Source organism: Epibacterium ulvae (assembly GCF_018678075.1).
Taxonomy (GTDB): Bacteria; Pseudomonadota; Alphaproteobacteria; order Rhodobacterales; family Rhodobacteraceae; genus Epibacterium; species Epibacterium ulvae_A.
In genome coordinates this window covers 69,205-90,529 of the sequence record NZ_JAHHIR010000074.1, presented here as the reverse complement: position 1 = coordinate 90,529, position 21,325 = coordinate 69,205, and the positions used below count along the sequence as shown (strand labels likewise).

Sequence of the window (21,325 nt, the reverse complement as noted above, 5' to 3'; positions counted from 1 at the left end):
GGGCGCGTTTTTTCTTTTGGGCACAGGTCCGTCGGGGCGTTTTCTGCGCTACCCTTTCTGCGTCAGAACCTCGGCCAGTACGTCAAAGACAAACCGAATCTTGCGGCTGGTGTGCAGCTCGCGGTGGGTGGTGAGCCAAATGGGGAAGGGCACCGGCGCGATTTGGGGTAGGATGCGGATCACGCCCGGAGTGTTGTCGCCTGCATCGGACGCCATGATGGCGATGCCGAACCCTTGGCGCACCAGCTCCCACGCCACCAGACCATTGTGGGTGTTGAACCGGAAGTTTTCAGCCGTGGTCTCAATACCCAGTGGTTTCAGAAATTCCACCATCTCGTCCACCGCGCCAAAGCCGATGAATTCATGCTGGCTGCAGTCGGCCAATGTGGCCGGCGCGCCGTGGGCTTTGACGTAGTCTTCTGAAGCATAAAGATAGGCGCGCGCCTCCTGCACCAGACGGGCGACCAGATCGGGTTGGTCCGGGCGGACGTGACGGATGGCAATATCAGCCTCACGCCGCATCAGGTCGCGCAGGTCGTTGTCTGCGACAATCTCAATCTTTAGGCGCGGTGCGCGTTCGGCGAGGATCCGCAGCGCTTGGGGCAGGACATAGACGGAAAACACATCCGATGCAGTGATGCGGACCAGCCCTTCGACCTCTTGGCTTTGACTGGTGGCAGTGATGGCAAAGGCCTCGGCTGCCTGACCCATCTGGCGCGCATGGGCCAAGAGTTCATGCCCAGCATCGGTCAATTGCAAGGCGCGGCCCAGACGTTCAAACAGCATCACGCCCATCTCATCCTCAAGCGCGGCGACCTGACGTGATAGGGTCGGTTGGGTCAGGCGCAACTGCCGGGCGGCGGCCGACAGGGATCCGGTGTCGGCGGTGGCGAGGAAGGCGCGGATATGGGTCCAATCGGGGCTGCTCATACATCCCTGTATAGGTCCCTTGCGATTTTAGGCAATTCATCGCGTGCTAGTGTGGGCCTAAGATGCGCACAACAATGGAGTGTGTGACATGTCAGTTGATTTAGGGTTTTGGAATGGTATCGCCGAGCGATATGCGGCGCTGCCGGTGCGTGATGAGGACGCCTATGCGCGGACGTTGGACCGGGTGGCGCACTATCTGACGCCAGAACAAGATGTTCTGGAATTGGGTGCGGGCACTGGAACCACCGCCGTCAAACTGGCGGGGCAGGTCAAGTCGATCACCGCAACCGATCTGGCGCCCGCGATGCTGGCCATCGCCGATCAGCGCGCCGCTGAGGCCGCTGTTGACAACCTGACCACTCAAGTGGCCGTGGCGCAGGACGCTCCCGAAGGTCCGTTTGACGTGATCTTGGCGATGAACCTGCTGCACCTGTTGCCAGACCTTACGGCGGACCTGGCGGCGATTGCGGCGCGATTGCCCGACGGGGGTTTGTTCATCTCGAAAACACCCAGCTTGGGCGAGGCTCGCGTGATCAAACGTATGATCATGACGGCGATGGTTTCCGTGATGCAGTGGGTTGGAAAAGCGCCAAAAACGGTTTCGTTTCTGACCACCGCAACCCTGGAGCAGATGATCCAAGACGCGGGCTTTGAGGTGGTTGAGGTAGGAGACTACCCGGTCAGCACCCCAGGTCGATTTGTCGTCGCGCGCAAGATTTCGTCAGTGGATTGAGGCGCACGCCTGCGCTAGGTGTAGGCGGGATGAACAACAGCCCCCAGTTGGGGCGCAGGCGGAGGACATGTCCGATGATGAGCGTATATCTTTCTGGTGAGATCCACACGGATTGGCGGGAGCAGATCATAGAGGGCGGCGAGGCGCTTGGCATTCTGTTCAACGCACCGGTCACCGATCATGCGGCCAGTGATGATTGCGGCGTCGCCATTCTGGGCGCCGAGGACAGCAAGTTCTGGCATGACCACAAGGGCGCCAAGTTGAATGCCATCCGCACCCGCAAGGGCATCGAAGAGGCCGATGTGGTCGTGGTGCGCTTTGGTGAGAAATATAAACAGTGGAACGCGGCGTTTGACGCGGGCTATGCGGCGGCCCTTGGCAAGTCGATCATCGTGCTGAGCCAGCCGGAACACCAACATGCGCTGAAAGAAGTGCATGCAGCGGCGCTGGCTGTGGCAGAAACCCCCGCGCAAGTGGTTGAGATCCTGACCTATGTGGCGGAGGGCACCCTGCCCAAATGATCGTGCCCGAGATCCGCACCGACCGGTTGATCCTGCGCGCCCATGGGCTGCAGGATTACGGTGATGTGCTACGGGTCTGGTCACAGCCCGAGGTTGTGAAACATATCAGCGGCGTGCCTGTAACGGCGGAAACCGCCTGGGCCAAACTGATGTTTCACATCGGCCATTGGGCGGCGCTTGGCTTTGGTTATTGGGCGATCACCGCGCGCGATGGTGCCTATTTGGGCATGGCGGGATTTTGTATCCTGCCGCGCCTGTCCGAGCCTGCGCTCAAGGATATTCTGGGCGCGGATCCGATTGAAGCCGGTTGGGTTTTGGATCCCGCAGCCCAAGGGCAGGGCCTGGCCCAAGAGGCGATGGTGGCTGCGCTGCATTGGGCCGACGGCCAGCCCTGGCCTGAGACGGCAGCGATGATTACCCAAGACAATGTGCCCTCGGTTCGGTTGGCCGCAAAGTTAGGGTACAAAGCGGCGGGCAGAGTGGAGTATCGCGGGGGGCAGAACCAGCTGTTGCGGCGCGCGCGCGGTGGTTAGATCGCTGCTGTTTCAGTCTCGGCTGCGTCTGCGCGCGATATGAACCAGCCAGACGGCGACCGCGACTTCAACCCAAGCCAAGGGGAGGGCGACCAGCGCCACAGACAGTGGAGCGAGGTTCATATTGTAGAGCCCAAGCCATAAAATCACAAAGATCGAGGCCCAAATGCCAGTTGCTGTTGCAAGCTGGGACTGCCAGGTTTCACCAAACCGATCAAGCGTCAACCAGGCGATAGCCGTGACCGCGACCACCAACAGCGTGTCCCAGATCCCCCAGATCAGAAACACTGGCAGGTTCATCGGCGCGACCTTGGGAATGACATGCATCGCATCCCGCATCATCGGCATCACTAAGGCAAAATAGCGAAAAACCTCGGAGACATTCATCCAGATCATGTTGAACCCCAAGGCCCAGAGAAAGGCGGTGGGCAGATGGCGTGTTATCGCGAGGGGGCTCATGTGATGTCACTTTTTAACATGGATATGAAGTGGTTGGCGACGGCGTGCAGGACGCCTGCCTCCTCGGTCACGCGCGACAGGGACCAGAGCCCAGTTGCAAAGGTCAGCGTCGCCTCGGCCCGTGCGTGCAGTTGGTCAGGGGATTGATCTGGCGCGGTATTGGCCAGCGCTGATCGGAAACCGCTGCGCAGGCGGGTGTGATGGGCGTCGACTCTGCCTCGGACCTCCGCGTCGTGGGGCGCGATTTCCGTGGTGAGATTGGCGACCAGACATCCAGGCCCCGGCAGGCCGGATTTTTGTGCCAGATCGATTTGAAGAGTGAAATACGCCGCGATAGTATCAAGCGTTGCCTCGGCTTGTTCGACGCGGCGAAAGGCCGGGGTGACGATCTGTGCCTGATACAGGTCCAACGCATGCAACAGCGCGCCTTTTTTACCACCGAACTCTTTGTAGATGCCATGACGGCTGACACCGGTTTGGCGCACCAGGTCATCCATCGATGTTGCCGTGTAGCCGCCTGACCAGAACAGTTGCAGCGTCTTTTGTACCAGCGTGGTGCGGTCGTATGATTGTAGTCGTGCCATATTTACCAATTACAGAACGATCGTTCTGAAATAAAGCGAAAAAGGACCGCCCCATGCAATATGCGGCGGTCGTGATGTTTATTTGCTGGATTTCAGCGAGTCGCGGATTTCCAAAAGCACGTCCAGCTCGCTCGGTCCTTTTGGTGCTTCTTCTGCGACGTCTTCCTCTTTGCTTTCCATCGCTTCTTTGGCTTTGTTCACGTAGCGAACCAGCATGAAGACCACATAAGCGATGATCAGGAAGTTCAGCACGGCCATGCCAAAGGCGCCATAGGCAAAGACGGCAGCGCCTGCTTCGCGGGCGGCTTCGAGCGAGGCATATTCGCCGTCGCCGGACAGTACAAAGAAGTTGTTGGTGAAATCGATGCCACCTGTGAACAGGCCGATGATTGGATTGACCAGATCATCCACCATGGATTTCACAATTGCGGTGAAGGCCGCCCCGATGATGATACCGACGGCCATGTCCATGACGTTGCCGCGGGCGATAAATGATTTGAACTCGTTGAGCATGTCGCGTTTCCCTTTGTCCCCGTTCGCCCCCTGGGTCACCCTCTTGTTTATTTTGGGTTTTCCGAGGTGCGCGCAGGGTAATGGAGGCAAGGGCCGCCTGTAAATTGCCAATACATGCGGTTCAACTTATGCGTTTGGGGAAATTAAAAGGCGTTTTGCCCAAGAACCACCCGGAAGGGTAAAGGCGGATCAAGGGCAAAACGCGAGTGTTGCGCGACCATGGACATGAAAAGAGCCGCGCAGGAGGGGGGTCGGGGACGGTTACTGGATGGCGGTTTCCGCCACGATATGGTCAAGGCCAAGCGCCTGACCCACAGCCTCATAGGTCAGCTGGCCAGAGTGGACGTTCAGACCGTTCAACAGGTGCGGATCATCCGAGCAGGCGCGTTTCCATCCCTTGTCGGCCAGGGCCAGCAGGAAGGGCAGGGTGGCGTTGCCGAGAGCCTGGGTCGAGGTGCGCGCCACGGCGCCGGGCATATTGGCGACGCAGTAGTGCATGATGCCGTCGACCTCATAGATCGGGTCGGCGTGTGTGGTCGCGTGGGAGGTTTCAAAACAGCCACCTTGGTCGATGGCGACATCCACCAGGGTTGCACCGGGCTTCATCTCGGACAGATCCGCGCGAGTCACCAGTTTGGGGGCAGCGGCACCGGGGATCAGAACCGCGCCGATCACCATATCGGCAGCGCGCACCAGCTCGGCCGTGGCGCCTGCGGTGGCATATTGGTTTTTGAAATCACGACCAAAGACATCGTCCAGATATTTCAACCGGTTGAGCGAGCGATCCAACACGGTGACATCTGCGCCCATGCCAGCGGCAACCTTGGCCGCGTGGGTGCCGACAACACCGCCGCCGATGACCACAACCTTGGCCGGGGCAACACCGGGCACGCCGCCCATCAGAACGCCGCGTCCGCCATTGGCTTTTTGCAGGGTCCAGGCACCGACCTGTGGGGCGAGGCGACCGGCCACTTCGGACATCGGCGCCAGTAGGGGTAGGCCACCATGGGTATCCGTCACGGTTTCATAAGCAATCGCAGTGCAGCCAGAGGCCAGCAGGTCACGGGTTTGCGCAGGGTCGGGGGCGAGGTGCAGATAAGTGAACAGCAACTGGCCTTCGCGCAGCATTTTGCGTTCAACCGCTTGCGGCTCTTTCACCTTTACGATCATCTCGGAGGTGGCAAAAATCTCTTCGGCGGTGTCCAGAATGGCGGCGCCGGCCTGTTGGTAGTCCTGATCAGAGAAACCAGCGCCCAGACCGGCACCCTGTTGGATATAAACGGCATGGCCGTGGTTGACCGCTTCGCGCGCAGCGTCCGGTGTCATTCCGACCCGAAATTCCTGTGGCTTGATCTCGGTGGGGCATCCGATTTTCATGGTGACTCTCCTGCACGCTCTCACAATTCCCAGTGATCTCAGCGTGACGCAGTTGCGGTAAAATGTGTTGCCTTTCTGGGTATATTTACTTTGCGGCAATAGAAGGATATTCGAGAAAATAGGGTTAAGTGTGAAAGGATCTTCGACAAATGTCCCTAGATGAAACAGATCGTCGGATTCTAAAGGTGCTTCAAGACAGGGGGCGGATATCAAATGCTGACCTATCCGAGGCAGTGAACCTGTCCCAATCGGCCTGCCACCGACGGGTGCAACGGTTAGAGGCGGATGGCTATATTCGTAAATATGTAGCGCTTTTGGATGCGCGCAAAATGGAAGTGCCCACCACGGTGTTTGTCGAAATCACCCTGTCGGGGCAAGCGGATGAGCTGCTGGATGCGTTTGAGAAAGGCGTCGCGCTGATCCCGGATGTGCTGGAATGTCATCTTATGGCGGGCACTGCGGATTACATTCTAAAAGTCGTGGCACAGAACACCGATGACTTTGCCCGGATCCACCGCCAGTATCTGGCGCGCCTGCCCGGGGTGGCACAAATGCAGAGCTCTTTTGCTCTGCGCACGGTGTTCAAGACAACGGCGCTGCCTGTTTGAGCATTGCGCGGTAATTGGTTAAGATAAATGAGGTGCAGCGTAGGGCGATGCCTTCAACCTTTGCCTGTTCGGCGCTATGCTACTAACCCTAACCGCGTGCCGCGCGGTGGTTTTTTGCCCAATTGACATGAAACGATCATATGAGGCCGGTATGGCCTCGTATGGATTTTGAATTTGATGAAGGAGATCCCTGTGACCAGCGATTCAGACAACACAACTATGGATTGGCTTGAGGCTGAACTGCAGGACACGCTGGATGAGGATTTTGAGATCGAATTCGCCGAGCCCATGCTGTCGATGGAGCTGCGCAAGATCTACCGCGCGCAGCACCCCGAGATGCTGGATCGCAAAGTCTATTTCCAGAACCTGCTGCGTTTGCAGGCCGAGCTGATCAAGGTTCAGGACTGGGTGCAACATACCGGCGCCAAGGTCTGCATCCTGTTTGAGGGTCGCGACAGTGCAGGTAAGGGTGGCGTGATCAAGCGGATCACGCAACGTCTGAACCCCCGGGTGGCCCGCGTCGTGGCCTTGCCCGCGCCCAGCCGTCGGGAGCAGAGCCAGTGGTATTTCCAGCGCTATGTGCCGCATCTGCCAGCTGCAGGTGAGATCGTGCTGTTTGATCGGTCTTGGTACAACCGTGCCGGCGTAGAACGGGTCATGGGCTTTGCTACAGACGATCAGGTCGAACAGTTCTTTCAGGATGTTCCCGAATTTGAACGCATGCTGGCGCGATCCGGCATCATCTTGCTGAAATACTGGTTCTCGATCACCGATGAAGAGCAGCAGCTGCGCTTTATGATGCGGATACATGATCCGATGAAACAGTGGAAGCTGTCGCCTATGGATTTGGAGAGTCGGATTCGTTGGGAGCAATACACCAAGGCCAAGGAAGAGATGTTTGAACGCACCAACATCCCCGAGGCCCCGTGGTTCATTGTTGAAGGCAACGACAAGAAACGCGAACGGTTGAACTGTATCGAAGATCTGCTGACACGTATTCCCTATGAGGATGTCCCCGGCGAAAAAGTCGCTTTGCCTGATCGTGAATACAATCCCGACTACGAACGCCGCGTCCTGCCGGACGAGCTGCATGTGCCCAAGGTCTATTGAGCTGACAAAATCAAGTGCAGATAGAAAGCCCGGCCAATGGCCGGGCTTTCTATCTGAGAGCGGATCAGAAGACGCGTGACCCGCTCGGTGGCATTCGTGGAGCGCTCTCCCGGTTTTAGATATGTATTTGGATATCTTACTGTGCGGGAGAGGGGCAGATCAGGAGGTTGATTGAACGTTCCCTATTCCAACAACCGCCGCGTCCTGATCAAAGGCATGGGGCGCAGCGGCAAAGCCGTTGGATCAGAACAGGAAGTCCGATGCTTCCAGATCCGACAGATCGGTGTTCTTGATCACCAAACGATCGCCATCGGCATCTGTGATACGCAGGTTTCCGTTCTTCAGCTGCCGGGTGTGATTGGCCACCAGATCCTCAAAACTGTCGATGCCATTGGCGTTTGTGAGATCTACGATGTCATCGACGCCACCTGCGCTAAAGTCATTTATCCGGTCCACGCCTGCGGAGAACACGAACGTATCCTCTGCGTTGCCACCCACTAGCACATCGTTGCCAGCTCCGCCGTCTAGGGTGTCGCGACCGTTGTTGCCGCGCAGGACGTCGCGATCGCCGTCGCCAAACAGTTCATCGTGGCCAGCCCCACCGAACAATCGGTCACGACCGTCGCCACCATATAGATCATCGGCATGACGTCCGCCAAACAGACTGTCAGCGCCTGCGTTGCCGATCAACTCGTCGCGGCCATTGCCGCCCCGGATGGTGTCATTTCCAGTGGTGCCGGTGCCAGTATCATGCCCGCCTAGAAGGTCAATCGCACCTGGTGTTTCCAGAGTGATTACATCGTTGCCAGCGGTTGGTTGCGCTGCTTCCGGTTCGGTTGGCGCGGGTTCAACGGGGTCCGGTTCGGTCGAATCCGGGACGGACGCAATGCCGTCATCCAACTGCAGGTCAGCGGAGGTGCGCGCAAAGTTTTGCGTGACCATGACGGCGGTGTAGCCATCAAACTCGCCCAGCTCGATCCCGATGCCAATGACCGTGACATTGGGGTCCAGGATATTGGCGCGGTGGCCAGGGCTGTTCATCAAGGCGTTGTGCAGATCGATCACATCGTCTTCGAGCCCGGGGTCGCCACGTTCGCTCTGCCAGGCGATGTTCTCGCTCCAGCGCCAGCTTCCCGTGAATTCAAATCCGGCGTCAGACATGCGTTCGCCGGCGGATGAGCCGTTTTCACCTGTATGTGAAAATACATCTTCGTCAAGCATCCATGTGCTGTGATCTTCGGCGGATTCATTCAGTCGCAGTTCTAGCTGCACAGGGTCAAGCCCGTTTGCCGCACGTTCTGCGTTGATCAATTCCAACATCTGTCGCTCAAAAGCGCTCGCTTCGCTCATAGGTACTTCTCCTAGGGTAGCCTCGTCGCGAGGTCGTCGTGTTAACCTCTACGATGGGATTAGCGCGGAATTAGGGCAGGCTGCTTGGCGCATGTTTAAAATCGTAACGAATCGGTAAATCCTCGCCGTTTCACGATGGTAGTGGTGGCGTAAATTTGCTTTTGGTGAATGTAGAGAGTTGTTTCGGCGTAAATACGCCCATTGTATTTCAGAATTTAAGTGTAATTCTGCCAGTGCGCAGTGGCGTGCATGCCGATCCGGAATCGTTTTGAGCGTCGCCTAAAGTGCAAATGTGGCTTCTTTGGGGTGACAATGCGAAGTTCGTTCGGAAGATATGGCTCACGCGACGTCGGCTGTATTAAGAAATGTTGATGTTGCCTTTAGTACTGATCCGGCATCTGGCCCGTTGTTCTGGGCAGCGGTGTCGCGTTGCCCTGCAGAGCCGCGCCCCCCAAAAACAAACCCCCGAAGCCAAGGCTGCGGGGGTCGTTACACTTTACAGTATCCAGAACAAAACTGGAGAAGCATCGCTCAGATCGACATGTCGACCCGCGCGCCACAGAAAATTTCCTTAGAGGAGACCTTCGCGTTGTGCTTTCTTACGTGCCAGTTTACGGGCACGACGGATCGCTTCAGCTTTCTCACGCGCTTTTTTCTCGGACGGTTTCTCGAAATGTTGCTTGAGCTTCATTTCGCGGAAAACGCCTTCGCGCTGCAGCTTTTTCTTCAGGGCACGAAGCGCCTGGTCGACGTTATTGTCGCGAACACTAACCTGCATGTGGTTTTCACCACCTTTCTAGATAAGAGTTGCAAGGAAATTGCAGGAGCTGGCCGTATAGCAAGACGATGTTATTTTGTCTAGTAGGTGGGGCGAGTCCTCGACATAACATCGTGTAAGCAGGGAGATAGCCATGACAGAGACGGATCAAACCGAAATTCGGGCCCAGATACTGGATGCTGCGGTGATGCATGTGCCCTTTGATGGCTGGAGCGAAGAAACATTCCAAGCGGCGATTCGCGATGCGGATGTGGATCCGGCGGTGGCCAAACTGGTCTGTCCTCGTGGTGCGGTGGATCTGGCGATGGCCTTTCACATGGCTGGCGACCAAGCGATGGTGAACCGACTAAAGGCGGCCGATATGGACGGCATGCGGTTTCGCGACAAGATTGCCCAAGCCGTGCGCATCCGCCTTGAAGTGATCGAGGACAAAGAACTGGTCCGGCGGGGCACCACGCTGTTCTCCCTGCCGATCTATGCAGGCGACGGTGCGCGGGCAGTCTGGTCGACCAGTGACGCGATCTGGGACACGCTGGGCGACACCTCGGAAGATGTGAATTGGTACAGCAAGCGGATGACCCTGTCGGGTGTCTACTCGGCGACGGTGCTGTATTGGCTGGGCGATGACAGTCTGGAGCACCAGGCGACCTGGGACTTCTTGGAACGGCGTATCGATGATGTGATGCTGTTTGAAAAGGTAAAAGCCGGGGTGCAAAACAACCCGTTGTTGAAGCCTTTGCTGGCGGGGCCAAACTGGTTGGCGAGCCAGATAAAGAAGCCGCAGCCGCGTGACGATCTGCCTGGCCGTCAGAGTTAAGGCTCTGGGTGGGTGCGCGGGCAGCATGTCGCAGCCAGTATCACGGGTAGGATGGCTGCGCGTTCGCGTAAAACACAAAGGTTAAACACGCTGACCGAACAGAGGGAGCAGGCCATGACAGAGACAATGCGCGCGATCGAGATTTCTCAACCTGGTGGGCCAGAGGTTTTGCAGCTGTGCAGCCGCCCGGTGCCGGTGCCTGCGGTGGATCAGGTGGTGATCAAAGTGGCCTATGCGGGGGTGAACAGACCGGATGCTCTGCAGCGTGCAGGCTCATATGCGCCGCCGCTCGGTGCCAGCGATCTGCCCGGCCTGGAAGCTGCCGGAGAGGTTGTTGCAGTTGGCTCTGGTGTCAGTGGCGTCGCAGTGGGCGATCAGGTTTGTGCCTTGTTGCCCGGTGGTGGTTATGCGGAATATGTGGCCACCCCAGCGGCCCATTGCTTGCCCGTTCCCGACGGTCTGGACCTCAAACAAGCTGCCTGCCTGCCTGAGACATTCTTTACGGTCTGGTCAAATGTGTTTCAGCGTGGGGGGCTAAGAGCCGGAGAGCGATTTTTGGTGCACGGCGGCTCGTCTGGGATAGGCACAACTGCGATCCAGCTGGCGCACGCCTTTGGCGCTCGGGTCTTTGCGACGGCGGGGACGGATGCAAAATGTCAGGCCTGTCTGGATCTGGGTGCGGAACGGGCGGTCAACTATCGCGACGGCGATTTTGTTGATGTGTTGCGGGTCGAAGGCGGCGCAGATGTGATCCTCGACATGGTGGGAGGTGACTATATTCCACGTAACATCAAAGCATTGGCAGATGATGGGCGTCTGGTCCAAATCGCTTTTTTGTCCGGGCCAAAGGTTGCGGTGAATTTTGCCCATGTGATGATGCAGCGGCTGACGATCACGGGATCCACGCTGCGCCCACAAAGTGATCTGGCCAAGGCGTCGATTGCAGCTGAGTTAAAGCGGCTTGTCTGGCCTTTGCTGGAGACCGGAAAGGTCGCACCGGTGATGGACCAGTGTTTTGACTTTGAACAGGCGAGTGCAGCCCATGCGCGCATGGAAAGCTCAGCCCATATTGGCAAGATTGTTTTGCAGGTTGCAGGCTGACGTTATGTCACGAAACAGGCGTTGTTCCGATAGGTGCAACGGCGCCGCGCAAGCGGAGGCCGGGCGCAGCTGCGCCCGGCCTCCGCTTGCGCGGCGCGCCCGCCTTTGGCGGGCGGTCGAAAATCGCTGTAGTTTGAGCTAAACAACCAGCCGGCGATAGAGATGCCATGTGGCATGACCCAGGATTGGCACAATGATGATCAACCCTGCAAAGAAGGGGATGGATCCAATGGCCAGGGCGCTTCCAACCAGGATGCCCCAGGCCAAAGTCACCCGCAGATTATGCCGCACGGCACGCATCGATGTGACAACCGCCACCGGTACACCGACTCGTCTGTCCAACAGCATCGGGAAGGAAATCAGCGATGTGGCAAAGGCCGTCAGCGCAAAGATCGATCCCACCGCCATACCGATCACCGCCATCGCCCGACCTTCCGGTGTCATCACCACATCCCGCAAGAAGGTCGACAGGCGCTCCGGCGTCTCCGGACCCATCGTGTAGGTGAAGATCATATTGGCCACGATCAGCCACAAAACAAACAGGGCCGCCAGAAACAGGCTGAGTATTAGGATCGGCACAAAAGCCGGGGTGCGCACCAGGTTCAACGCATCGCTCCATTTTGCCTCAAACCCGGCCTCGCGGCGGGCTGACATTTCATATAGCCCCACAGCTGCCGCAGGACCCACAATGGCAAAGCCAAAGATCATCGGCACCAAAAGCGGGAAAAACTGTTCTGATGCGACCATTGCAACCATGGCAAGGCCGATCAGTGGATACATGAACACGGTAAACATCGCGTCGCTGCGACAGGCCGCGAAATCGCGCATGCCCATCTGGAGTGCTGCGACCAGATCTTGCATCGCCAGCCGCCGCACCTCCGGCAGATTGGTGCTGGGCGATCGGATCAGATCGACCGAATCGCCAAGATGCTGCCCTGAGCTGGCGAAATGCTTCATCAGCCAGCTGGCTGGGTTTCCAATTGTCTGTGCCATGCCTTACCCCTTTTCCTCACCTACATGCTGCCGCCTGTCTGGCCGGTGCCGTGAATGTCTGAGCGTCGGCCTTGGGGCGGCCCTGGGTTAAGGATAGCACAAAATGGGATTTCAATCTTTCACAGATGCACCAAATTGGCGTGAAGGGCCTATCGGATCGGGGTGAACAGCGCATCCTTCAGCTGGCAATCGCGGATCACATCACGCCCACAGGGCACCGGTTTCAGATCGCGCGAAAGGCAAATCCTGGCCTCCTGAATATGGCCAGCGCGGCAGGTGATGGTCAGGCTGTCTCGGTCAAGATCGGTGTTGGCCTTTAGAAAGGCGTCCTCGACAATCGAGGCGGGCAGTTTGACTGTTTTGTCGAGATTGCGAAAGATCGCAGGTCGCTCGATCTGCTCATAGGCCTGGCGGGAGAGGTTGAAATAGCTCTGGGCCGATAGACCAGAACACGTGCCGTGTTTCTTCCACTGATGCCAGGCTAGGCCGGATGTGCCCATGATATCGGCCATCTCGCCGGTCATCCGGCGGGTCGGGGCCTGTTGTGTCGTCCGACAATAGCTGGGCCAGCCCTGGTGGAACTGTGGCCAGAGCCCATGCATGACCCATCCGTGATCGTGGCGCGGGTCGCATTGGTCCGAGCCTTTGGCATCGCCTTCCACCTCGCACCAGTTCGGAGACCAGCTGAGCGTCAAGACGTAGTAGTCAAATTCTCCGGCGCGTTCCCCCTCGGCAGCCAAAGGCGCGGTGAGGGCGGGAATAATCAGTAGGAGTGCGTAAAATACAGCGCGCATTGGCCTCTTTCCTTATCAAACGAAGGCGACTATATAGAGGTTTAAGTTCCCCGAAAACGGAAACCTGCCCCAAAATACCGGGGCCGCCTGTTCCAGGCGACAGGGAAGCTATATCCGGGGATAAGGCACGCGTGAAGGAGAAGACGCATGGCAAAACCGTTGATGGCCAAGGCGACCGCCGTGTGGCTGGTGGACAATACGACGATCAGCTTCAAGCAGATCGGTGATTTTGTAGGCATGCACGAGCTGGAAATCCAGGGCATCGCCGATGGTGAAGTGGCTGTGGGCGTAAAGGGGTTTGACCCCGTTGCCAACAACCAGCTGACCCAGGAAGAGGTCGACAAGGCCGAAGAAAGCCCGCTGCACAAGCTGCGCCTCAAGTTCAACCCGGCTGCAGCCGGTGAAGAAAAGCGTCGCGGACCGCGGTACACGCCGCTGTCCAAACGCCAGGACCGCCCGAATTCGATCCTGTGGCTGGTGAAATTCCACCCGGAACTGTCCGATGGTCAGATCGCCAAACTGGTGGGCACAACCAAGCCGACCATTCAGTCGATCCGCGAGCGGACGCATTGGAATATTTCCAACATGCAGCCCATCGATCCTGTTGCGCTGGGCCTGTGTAAACAATCCGAGCTGGACGCTGTGGTGCAAAAAGCTGCGGCGGCCAAAGCGGCCGAAGGCGGCGTGATGAGCGATGATGAGCGTCGCAAGCTGGTGTCGACCGAGCAATCCCTGGAAATGGATGCAGAACCCAAGATGCCAAGCGGTATCGAAGGTCTGGAAGCCTTTACGCTGGGTGGCAATCCGGCAGAGCAGAATCCTTCGGACAGCGATCCGATTGTGGACGCGGACAGCTTCTTTAACCTGCCCGCTGGTGGCGGTGAGGATGAGGACGACGAGGACCGCGCGTAAGCCTATTCAGACAGCCCGTAAGAACGTTCAAAGCCGCAGCACGAAAATGCTGCGGCTTCTTTGCGGGGTAATAGTGCTGGTTTGCTTGGGGGCTAAACTGCACAAGTGCTCCCCGCAAAATCAAACTAAGAATAAACAAACAAATAGTGGGCAAATTGCCCAAGGCAAATAAAGCTACACTTTAAAGTACACGTCTGTACGAATGTACTTTCGTTTAGGGTAAGTGTCACTTCACATTTTCGCCAACATCAATCGTTAATTTTGTCGAAAGATTTGTGTGAATTTATGTATTTTCCACCGAGTTATGGCGCCACCGCCCGAAGCCGGTTTTCCTCTATGCAAGCTTTGACCATGTCATCGATCGTACCCGTGTGCCGGTCAAACGTATCGCATACAATTCAGGTTTTGATCTTCACTGCGGCTTACGCCTAAATGCAAGACGCAAGGGCGCGACAAAAACGTTCGGTGCACCATCTAAACACAACAATCGGACGTTCGGCCAAACCTGGATTTAGGGTGAGTTCGGCAAGGGAGTTTGGTCATGAGCCAATACAGCTCGAAACAGTCTCTGGAACTGGGCATCGACACCCAATGCGATCTGCGCAGTGACACCGTCACCCGGCCGGATGCGGCCATGCGCGCGGTTATGGCCGAGGCCGAAGTCGGCGATGACGTCTATGGTGAAGATCCCAGCATCGCCCGTCTGGAAGCCACGCTGGCTGAACGCTTGGGCAAGGATGCGGCGTTGTTCCTGCCGTCAGGTACGCAGAGCAATCTGATCGCGATGCTGGCTCATTGCGGGCGCGGTGAAGAGGTGATCACCGGGCGCGACTATCACGTCTATAAATACGAGGCCGGCGGTGCGTCGGTTCTGGGTGGATGTGTTTTGGATCCGCGCCGTGTCGAACCGGACGGCGGGCTATGCGCGGCTGATATTGCCAAGGCGATCAAAGCGGATGACGCGCATCATCCGATCAGTCGTCTGCTGTCTTTGGAAAACACCCACAACGGCATGGCGGTGCCATTGGCGCGCTGTGTTGAGGTCGTGGATGTGGCGCGTGCGGCGGGGCTTTCGACCCATTTGGACGGTGCTCGGTTCTTTAACGCGACGGTCGCCTTGCAATGCGGCGAAAAGGCGTTGGCAGCACCTTTTGATACGGTATCTATCTGCCTGTCCAAAGGGTTGGGCGCACCGGTGGGGTCGGTTCTTGTTGGGCGGTCTGACCTGATCGGCAAAGGGCGGCGTCTGCGTAAAATACTGGGCGGCGGAATGCGGCAGGCAGGCGTTTTGGCGGCAGCGGGGCTTTACGCGCTGGAGCATAACACTGCGCGACTGGCTGATGACCACGCCCGGGCGGCCGAGTTGAAGGCGGCACTGGCAACCGCGGGGATCACAGATGTTCGGGGGGACACCAATATGCTGTTCTTGCGTGTGGAGTCTGATGTGCAAGAACGATTGGTTGCAAGCCTCACTGCTGCCGGTGTGAAAATCAATTTTGGCGAAAACGAACCGCTGCGGCTCGTCCTGCATAAGGATGTCACTGACGTCGGCTTCGCAGCACTTCTATCAGCGGTTCGCAGTTTCTGAATTTCTTCTTTGGCCGGTTCTGAAGTTTCGACCGTAGAACTCCCGCCCGTCGTCGGCAATCAAAGATTGCTGTCCTCCCGTTGGGCGTAGCGCCGCGCCTTCGGCGCGGCGCTACGCCCAAGATTGCGATGTGCTCTGGCCAATGGCCAGAGCACATCTGCAAGCGCGGGAGCATTTGTTTTTTGCTGGGTGATCGTTTTCGTGATGGAGGGCTTTTGTAGGCCTCAATGAGCCAGCTCTCTTCAGAGACACAGAGTTTAGAATGCCTTGCGCGCTTTGAGAGCCGCCGAGATTGTCCCTTCGTCGAGGTAGTCCAGCTCGCCTCCGATTGGCACACCCTGGGCCAGCGAGGTGAGCGCAACCTGATCGGGCATCAGATCCGCAATGTAGTGCGCGGTGGTTTGGCCATCGATGGTGGCGTTGAGCGCCAGGATGACTTCCTGCACGCTTTCGGCTGTCGCCCGGTCCACCAATTGTGGGATGCGCAGCTCGTCCGGCCCGACGCCGTCCAGTGCCGACAGGGTGCCACCCAGGACATGGTAGCGCCCTTTGAACACGCCAGCGCGTTCCATCGCCCAAAGATCCGAGACATCTTCGACCACGCAGAGTTCGCCGTTCGCCCGCCCCTCATCGCTACAGATTGCACAGATCTCGCTGGTTCCAACGTTGCCACAGTTGAGGCAACTGCGCGCTGTCGTGGCGACCTCTTGCATGGCGGCGGCCAGTGGCGTGAGCAGCAACTCGCGTTTGCGGATCAGGTGCAGGACCGCGCGGCGCGACGAGCGTGGGCCCAGTCCCGGCAGTTTGGCCAGAAGGGCGATCAGTTGTTCGATTTCGGCGGTGGAGTTTTGCGACACGGGGGCAGGGCGTCCGACTGATTTGCTGTTGCTTTATGTCTTATACGGCACAGCGGCAGCACGCGGAAAGCAAAATGTTCGAGTTTTGTTTCGCTCGGTTTGCGTCCGGTGTCTGATCTGGCCGACGCGCAAGGGGCACGTGTCGGCCAATTTTATGCTTAAAACGGCAGCTTCATATCGGCGGGCAGGCCAAGGCTGTCGGTCAGCTGCTTCATCTCGTCTTGAGATTTCTGAGCGGCCTTTGCCTGTGCGTCCTTGATTGCTGCAAGGATCAGATCTTCGACCACTTCCTTGTCGTCCCCGGAAAAGATCGAAGGGTCGATGTCCAGCGCCGTCAGCTCACCCTTGGCGGTGGCAGTGGCCTTGACCAAGCCTGCACCGGCTTCGCCCACAACGGTCAGATTGGCGAGATCATCCTGCATCTCGGCCATTTTGGTTTGCATTTCTTGGGCTTTTTTCATCATCCCGGCCATATCGCCGAGAGCACCGAGGCCTTTTAACATCGGGGGCTCCTATCTTTTGAGGGTGCAGTATCGCATACGTTTGATCTTTAGATACGGAGCGCGATCCGTTTCGACAAGGGGGAGGAGGCGCTGCCCCCAATGTTCGCCAATTGGCTCACCCCCCGAAGTATTTTGGAAAAGATGAAGCTAAAGCCGTACAAATACGCGTGAGAGGGTGAAGCGCGACGGGGCAGTGGCTGTAGCTACCGCGAGATGTGGCAGTCGGCGCAGCTCTTAATCACAAGCGGCCGTGACGATCATCTCGACCTTTAGTTCGGGACGGGCCAGTTTGGCTTCACCGCAAGCGCGGGCCGGGGCGTGTCCTTCGGGAACCCAGACATCCCAGACCGCGTTCATCTCGGCAAAATCCGCCATATCCGCCAGCCAGATCACGACCTGGAGAATTTGCTCTTTGGAGGAACCTGCTTCTTCCAGCAGGCGTTCAATACGGCGGATGCATTCGCGGGTTTGCTCGGCGACTGTGTCGCCTGCATTGCCAACTTGACCGCACAGATAGGCGGTGCCGTTGTGTTTGACGATCTTGCTCATGCGTTGGCCGGTGTGGAGACGTTCGATCATATGGGCCTCAAATAATACTCAGGGGGTTGTTGGGGGGGCTTTGGTCGCGCAAAGGAGCTGGGGGTCATTCTTCAAACGGATCCCATTCGTCCTCTACCTCGGGCAGGGCTTGGGCCTGCACCTCGGCTTCCATCTCTTCTGGGGTGCGGATGCGCTTGATCTTGGCTTTAGGGAAGGCTTCGAGCACGGCCTGCACCAATGGATGCGCCGTGGCTTTGGCGCGCAGGGCATTTTCTGCGGCGTCGCGGACTTCGGCAATCGTCTCAGCCACGCAGCCATCGACAATCGAGACTACCCAGCGGTTGCCGGTCCAGTTCTGTAGGGCCGTGCCAAGGCGCGCAGCCAGATCACGTGGGGCGCTTTGTGAGGGGGTGAATTCGATCCGACCCGGTTGATAGGCCGCCAGGCGAATGCCGCCCTCAACTTCCACCAACAGTTTGACATCGCGGTGTTTACGGATCAATTCGACCACATGTTCAAACGTGGGATAGCGTGCCAGCGCAAGATTGGGTGCCGGAGTCACAGCAGCCATCGCACCCGCCCCGCCACTGCTCGCCATGGACGACCCGCCAGAGCGGGGGGCAACGGGTGCACCTTGCGGCGCGGCTGAGGCGTAAGCCGAAGCCGCGCCCCCCCCGCTCGCCGCAGGCGCGCCCATGTTTTGCATGGGCATCCCACCGCCTGGACCAATAGGCGGCGTTGGTGACTCCTGCAGTTTGCGCAGCAATTCTTCCGGGCTGGGCAGATCGGCCACATGGGTCAGGCGGATCACTGTCATTTCTGCTGCCATCATGGCGTTTGGTGCTGCCGAGACTTCTTCCAGGGCTTTCAGAAGCATCTGCCACATGCGGGTCAGAACCCGCATCGGCAGGGCCTCGGCCATGGCTTGGCCGCGGGCGCGCTCATCCGGGCTGATGGTTGGATCTTCTGCGGCATCCGGGGTGATTTTCACCACCGAGACCCAGTGGGTGATTTCCGCAAGGTCGCGCAAAACAGCGAGCGGGTCGGCCCCTTCGGCATATTGGCTGGACAGTTCTGTTAGCGCCGCTGTTGCATCACCGCGCAAGATCATGTCGATCAGATCCAGCACACGGCCGCGATCTGCCAGGCCGAGCATGGCGCGCACCTGCTCTGCGGTTGTCTCGCCCGCGCCATGGGAAATTGCCTGATCCAACAGGGATGTCGCATCCCGGGCAGAGCCTTCGGCGGCGCGGGTGATCAGCGCCAGCGCGTCTGCGGCAATCTCGGCTCCCTCAGACCCGGCGATCTTACGCAGGAGGCTGATCATCACTTCAGGCTCGATCCGACGCAGGTCAAAGCGTTGGCAGCGCGACAGGACGGTCACCGGAACCTTGCGGATTTCGGTGGTGGCAAAGATGAATTTGACATGGGCGGGCGGCTCTTCCAGCGTTTTGAGTAACGCGTTAAAGGCCGAGGTCGACAGCATGTGCACTTCGTCGATAATAAAGATCTTGTAGCGGGCCGAGGCCGCGCGATAGGCCACACTGTCGATGATCTCGCGAATGTCGTTAACACCAGTGCGGGAGGCCGCATCCATCTCCATCACGTCGACGTGCCGGCCTTCCATGATCGCGGTGCAATGTTCGCACTGACCACACGGTTCGGTGGTTGGTCCGCCCTGGCCGTCGGGGCCGATACAGTTCATCCCTTTGGCAATGATCCGCGCGGTCGTGGTTTTGCCGGTGCCCCGGATCCCCGTCATCACAAAGGCCTGCGCAATCCGCCCCGTCTCAAAGGCGTTTTTCAGGGTGCGCACCATAGCGTCCTGCCCCACCAGATCGGCAAAGGTCTCGGGGCGGTATTTCCGCGCAAGTACCTGATATTTGGGCTGGGTGCCCGTCTCGCCGCTGGGGGTGTCGTTCATAATGGGTCTGCCGGATTCGCGTCAATTTCGGGTTTGCATCAAGGTAAGGAAGCGCGCGCCCTTCGTCCACCGCTCATCTCGTGTGGGGTCGTTCCAGCGCTGAAATCACAGGCGTGTTTTGCGGCGGTCAAAGAAAACCCTAGGCGAATGACGCATTCCAGAGTTAGAGTTTAATTGTGGGAATGGCGGAACTCTAGCCCAGCTGGGGAGGCGCTGATGCGACTGGAAAGCAGTTCAACGACGGATCTTGGTTCACTGCAAGTGGACCCTGATCAAAGCACGCTGACAATTCATGCCCTTTCGGTGGCGAACGGGATATTGGCCTTGTGCCGATTGCCGGGCGCAACCGGGACCTATCAGGCGGATTTGCACCATATCAACGACTGGAAACCGGGGCTTGTCCTGTCGATGACAACCAGGGCCGAGCATGAGGGCGTGGGTGCTGTGACATTAGGCGCCGACATTCAAAGCATGGCCAGCAGGTGGCTGCATCTGCCTGTTGTGGATTACGCGACCCCAGCACCGGATGTCCTGTTCAAATGGCCCAAGGCCAGCCACACCGCCCGCAAGGCGTTGGTCGGAGGCGGCCGGGTTTTGGTGCATTGCAATGGCGGCTGTGGCCGGTCCGGCATGGCGGTCTTGCGCCTGATGATCGAAGCGGGCGAGCAACCGCATTCCGCCCTGAAACGCTTGCGCGCCGTGCAGCCGGACGCGGTGGAAACCGAAGAGCAGCTGGCCTGGGCCATCGGCGCACGGCGGGTGTGATCCCCGTCTTTATGTCGGGTCCACGGCTGCAAGATGCCGGGCGATGGTTGTCGCAACGGGCGGGCGCTGCGGGACGGCCTGCGCCAGGGCGCGCGGGCGTATTGGCAAATTGCCCAGCCCCTTGGGCCCCGGGCTTGCGTCGCACAGCATCACATCGGCAAACCGGTCCAGATCCGACTGATCTGCGGTAATGCTTACACCACAGAACACCCGAATGCGGTAATGAGAGGCGACAAACCGCGCCATACAGCCCTCAGCGCAGGCGTTTAATCCCGCCTGGCCAGTCATTTGAAAATTGTCTTCGGTCACACCCTTGGCCTGGGTCATGCTGGCGCTCAGCGCTTTTAACATGCGCATGGCGGCCGGGCAGGGGCGGCCAAGTTTCGGACAATGGGTTGCAGCACAGTCGTGTGTTTCGTTGGTCCAGATCATAGCGCCCTCCGCGCGCAAAAGACGGGGAGAGGCAAAGATCACATGCGGCTGTTTTAACGCAGGCTACAATCGGATCCCGTCCCGGAGCACCCCGCCCGGTTTCGAGTTTCAAGTCCGATGGCAGGTCTCCTGACTTGCGGGTCGCTGCTTTCCTGACGCCTTCCCGGCCCAATTGAGGGCCAGTGGTTGTGATCAAGATCGCTCGCCGCTTACAGTTGCGGGGGCAGTCGCGGAGTAAGAGCCATTTTGCGTCAGACGCATCCGGGCTCCGCACCGTGTTCCCTTTTCATCCTGGCCCACCGATGGGGGCTCAAGAACCATCTGTACTATGGCTATCTGGAAGGGGCGCGAGTCGTCAAACGAAATCTTGTAGGTCGCGCGGAGCCGCACCCAAGATTTTGCGTTCACCTGTAGGGGAGGTAAAGTGAGAGGTTGGACATCGACCCAAGCGGGGCTCGTTGTGGCTGCTTCCTTCCGGACCTGACCAGGTTGGCGAGGCGCCTGCCCGCGCCAACCTCTCGACTCCGCATATAGAGTGCAGATCCAAGAATGACAAGGGCATGACAAAGGGAAAGAGCGGTTCTGCGCGACGGGGGGCGTGCC

General features: G+C 58.4%; 24 protein-coding genes, 1 other RNA gene and 1 riboswitch. Of the genes, 10 read left to right on the top strand and 15 right to left on the bottom strand.

Translation table 11 applies throughout. The features are described 5' to 3' along the window. Positions 1-48 precede the first annotated feature (48 nt). Positions 49-930, bottom strand: a complete 882-nt coding sequence (locus KMP13_RS16160; RefSeq protein ID WP_215267016.1) for a LysR family transcriptional regulator — start codon at positions 928-930, stop codon at positions 49-51. An 88-nt stretch (positions 931-1,018) separates the two neighbouring features. Here KMP13_RS16160 and KMP13_RS16155 point away from each other — a divergent pair, with 88 nt between their 5' ends. The 3 genes from KMP13_RS16155 (at position 1,019) to KMP13_RS16145 (ending at position 2,717) form a co-directional block, all read left to right on the top strand. Next, entirely contained in the window at positions 1,019-1,663 is a 645-nt protein-coding gene (locus KMP13_RS16155) for a class I SAM-dependent methyltransferase (RefSeq protein ID WP_215267015.1), read from the top strand. A gap of 77 nt (positions 1,664-1,740) precedes the next feature. After that, positions 1,741-2,184 carry a YtoQ family protein gene (locus KMP13_RS16150; RefSeq protein WP_215267014.1) on the top strand — a complete coding sequence of 148 codons (444 nt, stop codon included), beginning with the start codon at positions 1,741-1,743 and terminating at the stop codon, positions 2,182-2,184. Then, entirely contained in the window at positions 2,181-2,717 is a 537-nt protein-coding gene (locus KMP13_RS16145; RefSeq protein WP_215267013.1) for a GNAT family N-acetyltransferase, read from the top strand. Before KMP13_RS16150 ends, KMP13_RS16145 begins: the two co-directional genes overlap by 4 nt. Before the next feature lie 12 nt (positions 2,718-2,729). Here KMP13_RS16145 and KMP13_RS16140 read toward each other — a convergent pair whose 3' ends face one another. The 4 genes from KMP13_RS16140 to ald all read right to left on the bottom strand — a co-directional run bounded on the left by KMP13_RS16140 (position 2,730) and on the right by ald (position 5,650). Beyond that, positions 2,730-3,176: a hypothetical protein gene (locus KMP13_RS16140; protein WP_215267012.1), complete on the bottom strand. Its 447-nt coding sequence runs from the start codon at positions 3,174-3,176 to the stop codon at positions 2,730-2,732. Next, positions 3,173-3,760 carry a TetR/AcrR family transcriptional regulator gene (locus tag KMP13_RS16135; RefSeq protein WP_215267011.1) on the bottom strand — a complete coding sequence of 196 codons (588 nt, stop codon included), beginning with the start codon at positions 3,758-3,760 and terminating at the stop codon, positions 3,173-3,175. The genes KMP13_RS16140 and KMP13_RS16135 overlap by 4 nt, the downstream gene beginning before the upstream one ends. Before the next feature lie 78 nt (positions 3,761-3,838). Beyond that, positions 3,839-4,273 (bottom strand): large conductance mechanosensitive channel protein MscL, encoded by a 435-nt coding sequence (gene mscL / locus KMP13_RS16130; protein ID WP_215267010.1) that lies wholly within the window; start codon positions 4,271-4,273, stop codon positions 3,839-3,841. A gap of 261 nt (positions 4,274-4,534) precedes the next feature. Continuing rightward, positions 4,535-5,650, bottom strand: coding sequence for an alanine dehydrogenase (gene ald / locus KMP13_RS16125; protein WP_215267009.1), 1,116 nt, complete (start codon positions 5,648-5,650; stop codon positions 4,535-4,537). Positions 5,651-5,799: 149 nt separating this feature from the next. Here ald and KMP13_RS16120 point away from each other — a divergent pair, with 149 nt between their 5' ends. Beyond that, a complete protein-coding gene (locus KMP13_RS16120) occupies positions 5,800-6,258 on the top strand; it encodes an Lrp/AsnC family transcriptional regulator (RefSeq protein ID WP_215267008.1) in 459 nt (152 codons plus the stop codon). Between the two features lie 219 nt (positions 6,259-6,477). Further along, the gene (gene ppk2 / locus KMP13_RS16115; RefSeq protein WP_251363903.1) at positions 6,478-7,368 is read left to right on the top strand and encodes a polyphosphate kinase 2; all 891 of its coding nucleotides are present in this window, start codon (positions 6,478-6,480) and stop codon (positions 7,366-7,368) included. Between the two features lie 243 nt (positions 7,369-7,611). On the opposite strand, the gene KMP13_RS16110 is transcribed toward ppk2, so the two are convergent. Both KMP13_RS16110 and rpsU read right to left on the bottom strand, forming a co-directional pair. After that, positions 7,612-8,718 carry a CAP domain-containing protein gene (locus KMP13_RS16110; protein ID WP_215267006.1) on the bottom strand — a complete coding sequence of 369 codons (1,107 nt, stop codon included), beginning with the start codon at positions 8,716-8,718 and terminating at the stop codon, positions 7,612-7,614. 571 nt (positions 8,719-9,289) lie between these two features. Next, positions 9,290-9,496, bottom strand: coding sequence for a 30S ribosomal protein S21 (gene rpsU, locus KMP13_RS16105; RefSeq protein ID WP_005614280.1), 207 nt, complete (start codon positions 9,494-9,496; stop codon positions 9,290-9,292). Between the two features lie 133 nt (positions 9,497-9,629). On the opposite strand from rpsU, the gene KMP13_RS16100 reads away from it, so the two are divergent. Beyond that, the gene (locus KMP13_RS16100) at positions 9,630-10,313 is read left to right on the top strand and encodes a COQ9 family protein (protein ID WP_215267005.1); all 684 of its coding nucleotides are present in this window, start codon (positions 9,630-9,632) and stop codon (positions 10,311-10,313) included. A gap of 114 nt (positions 10,314-10,427) precedes the next feature. After that, positions 10,428-11,414 (top strand): NAD(P)H-quinone oxidoreductase, encoded by a 987-nt coding sequence (locus tag KMP13_RS16095; RefSeq protein WP_215267004.1) that lies wholly within the window; start codon positions 10,428-10,430, stop codon positions 11,412-11,414. A 138-nt stretch (positions 11,415-11,552) separates the two neighbouring features. On the opposite strand, the gene KMP13_RS16090 is transcribed toward KMP13_RS16095, so the two are convergent. Beyond that, entirely contained in the window at positions 11,553-12,407 is an 855-nt protein-coding gene (locus tag KMP13_RS16090) for a DUF2189 domain-containing protein (RefSeq protein ID WP_215267003.1), read from the bottom strand. 149 nt (positions 12,408-12,556) lie between these two features. After that, a complete protein-coding gene (locus KMP13_RS16085; protein ID WP_215267002.1) occupies positions 12,557-13,201 on the bottom strand; it encodes a ribonuclease T2 family protein in 645 nt (214 codons plus the stop codon). A 147-nt stretch (positions 13,202-13,348) separates the two neighbouring features. Here KMP13_RS16085 and KMP13_RS16080 point away from each other — a divergent pair, with 147 nt between their 5' ends. Both KMP13_RS16080 and ltaE read left to right on the top strand, forming a co-directional pair. After that, positions 13,349-14,113 (top strand): DUF1013 domain-containing protein, encoded by a 765-nt coding sequence (locus KMP13_RS16080; RefSeq protein ID WP_215267001.1) that lies wholly within the window; start codon positions 13,349-13,351, stop codon positions 14,111-14,113. A 541-nt stretch (positions 14,114-14,654) separates the two neighbouring features. Further along, positions 14,655-15,701: a low-specificity L-threonine aldolase gene (gene ltaE / locus KMP13_RS16075; RefSeq protein ID WP_215267000.1), complete on the top strand. Its 1,047-nt coding sequence runs from the start codon at positions 14,655-14,657 to the stop codon at positions 15,699-15,701. 257 nt (positions 15,702-15,958) lie between these two features. Here the strand turns inward: ltaE and recR are convergent, their stop codons facing one another. The 4 genes from recR to KMP13_RS16055 all read right to left on the bottom strand — a co-directional run bounded on the left by recR (position 15,959) and on the right by KMP13_RS16055 (position 19,525). Beyond that, positions 15,959-16,558, bottom strand: a complete 600-nt coding sequence (recR, locus tag KMP13_RS16070) for a recombination mediator RecR (protein WP_215266999.1) — start codon at positions 16,556-16,558, stop codon at positions 15,959-15,961. 158 nt (positions 16,559-16,716) lie between these two features. Further along, positions 16,717-17,061: a YbaB/EbfC family nucleoid-associated protein gene (locus tag KMP13_RS16065; RefSeq protein ID WP_215266998.1), complete on the bottom strand. Its 345-nt coding sequence runs from the start codon at positions 17,059-17,061 to the stop codon at positions 16,717-16,719. A gap of 234 nt (positions 17,062-17,295) precedes the next feature. Next, a complete protein-coding gene (locus KMP13_RS16060) occupies positions 17,296-17,640 on the bottom strand; it encodes a RidA family protein (RefSeq protein WP_215266997.1) in 345 nt (114 codons plus the stop codon). Positions 17,641-17,704: 64 nt separating this feature from the next. After that, positions 17,705-19,525, bottom strand: a complete 1,821-nt coding sequence (locus KMP13_RS16055; RefSeq protein WP_215266996.1) for a DNA polymerase III subunit gamma/tau — start codon at positions 19,523-19,525, stop codon at positions 17,705-17,707. 216 nt (positions 19,526-19,741) lie between these two features. On the opposite strand from KMP13_RS16055, the gene KMP13_RS16050 reads away from it, so the two are divergent. Continuing rightward, positions 19,742-20,290 carry a protein-tyrosine phosphatase family protein gene (locus KMP13_RS16050; protein WP_215266995.1) on the top strand — a complete coding sequence of 183 codons (549 nt, stop codon included), beginning with the start codon at positions 19,742-19,744 and terminating at the stop codon, positions 20,288-20,290. 9 nt (positions 20,291-20,299) lie between these two features. Here the strand turns inward: KMP13_RS16050 and KMP13_RS16045 are convergent, their stop codons facing one another. Next, on the bottom strand, positions 20,300-20,722 hold the full coding sequence (locus KMP13_RS16045) for a hypothetical protein (RefSeq protein WP_215266994.1): 423 nt from the start codon (positions 20,720-20,722) through the stop codon (positions 20,300-20,302). A gap of 102 nt (positions 20,723-20,824) precedes the next feature. After that, a riboswitch (cobalamin riboswitch) is annotated at positions 20,825-21,059 on the bottom strand. 85 nt (positions 21,060-21,144) lie between these two features. Beyond that, positions 21,145-21,243: signal recognition particle sRNA small type (ffs, locus tag KMP13_RS16040), an RNA gene on the bottom strand. Positions 21,244-21,325 lie beyond the last annotated feature (82 nt).

Excerpts from the sequence above, each read along its gene's own strand:
- KMP13_RS16160 (WP_215267016.1), bottom strand. The coding sequence starts at position 930 with ATGAGCAGCCCCGATTGGACCCATATCCGCGCCTTCCTCGCCACCGCC.
- KMP13_RS16155 (WP_215267015.1), top strand. The coding sequence starts at position 1,019 with ATGTCAGTTGATTTAGGGTTTTGGAATGGTATCGCCGAGCGATATGCG.
- KMP13_RS16150 (WP_215267014.1), top strand. The coding sequence starts at position 1,741 with ATGAGCGTATATCTTTCTGGTGAGATCCACACGGATTGGCGGGAGCAG.
- KMP13_RS16145 (WP_215267013.1), top strand. The coding sequence starts at position 2,181 with ATGATCGTGCCCGAGATCCGCACCGACCGGTTGATCCTGCGCGCCCAT.
- KMP13_RS16140 (WP_215267012.1), bottom strand. The coding sequence starts at position 3,176 with ATGAGCCCCCTCGCGATAACACGCCATCTGCCCACCGCCTTTCTCTGG.
- KMP13_RS16135 (WP_215267011.1), bottom strand. The coding sequence starts at position 3,760 with ATGGCACGACTACAATCATACGACCGCACCACGCTGGTACAAAAGACG.
- mscL (WP_215267010.1), bottom strand. The coding sequence starts at position 4,273 with ATGCTCAACGAGTTCAAATCATTTATCGCCCGCGGCAACGTCATGGAC.
- ald (WP_215267009.1), bottom strand. The coding sequence starts at position 5,650 with ATGAAAATCGGATGCCCCACCGAGATCAAGCCACAGGAATTTCGGGTC.
- KMP13_RS16120 (WP_215267008.1), top strand. The coding sequence starts at position 5,800 with ATGTCCCTAGATGAAACAGATCGTCGGATTCTAAAGGTGCTTCAAGAC.
- ppk2 (WP_251363903.1), top strand. The coding sequence starts at position 6,478 with ATGGATTGGCTTGAGGCTGAACTGCAGGACACGCTGGATGAGGATTTT.
- KMP13_RS16110 (WP_215267006.1), bottom strand. The coding sequence starts at position 8,718 with ATGAGCGAAGCGAGCGCTTTTGAGCGACAGATGTTGGAATTGATCAAC.
- rpsU (WP_005614280.1), bottom strand. The coding sequence starts at position 9,496 with ATGCAGGTTAGTGTTCGCGACAATAACGTCGACCAGGCGCTTCGTGCC.
- KMP13_RS16100 (WP_215267005.1), top strand. The coding sequence starts at position 9,630 with ATGACAGAGACGGATCAAACCGAAATTCGGGCCCAGATACTGGATGCT.
- KMP13_RS16095 (WP_215267004.1), top strand. The coding sequence starts at position 10,428 with ATGACAGAGACAATGCGCGCGATCGAGATTTCTCAACCTGGTGGGCCA.
- KMP13_RS16090 (WP_215267003.1), bottom strand. The coding sequence starts at position 12,407 with ATGGCACAGACAATTGGAAACCCAGCCAGCTGGCTGATGAAGCATTTC.
- KMP13_RS16085 (WP_215267002.1), bottom strand. The coding sequence starts at position 13,201 with ATGCGCGCTGTATTTTACGCACTCCTACTGATTATTCCCGCCCTCACC.
- KMP13_RS16080 (WP_215267001.1), top strand. The coding sequence starts at position 13,349 with ATGGCAAAACCGTTGATGGCCAAGGCGACCGCCGTGTGGCTGGTGGAC.
- ltaE (WP_215267000.1), top strand. The coding sequence starts at position 14,655 with ATGAGCCAATACAGCTCGAAACAGTCTCTGGAACTGGGCATCGACACC.
- KMP13_RS16065 (WP_215266998.1), bottom strand. The coding sequence starts at position 17,061 with ATGTTAAAAGGCCTCGGTGCTCTCGGCGATATGGCCGGGATGATGAAA.
- KMP13_RS16060 (WP_215266997.1), bottom strand. The coding sequence starts at position 17,640 with ATGATCGAACGTCTCCACACCGGCCAACGCATGAGCAAGATCGTCAAA.
- KMP13_RS16055 (WP_215266996.1), bottom strand. The coding sequence starts at position 19,525 with ATGAACGACACCCCCAGCGGCGAGACGGGCACCCAGCCCAAATATCAG.
- KMP13_RS16050 (WP_215266995.1), top strand. The coding sequence starts at position 19,742 with ATGCGACTGGAAAGCAGTTCAACGACGGATCTTGGTTCACTGCAAGTG.
- KMP13_RS16045 (WP_215266994.1), bottom strand. The coding sequence starts at position 20,722 with ATGATCTGGACCAACGAAACACACGACTGTGCTGCAACCCATTGTCCG.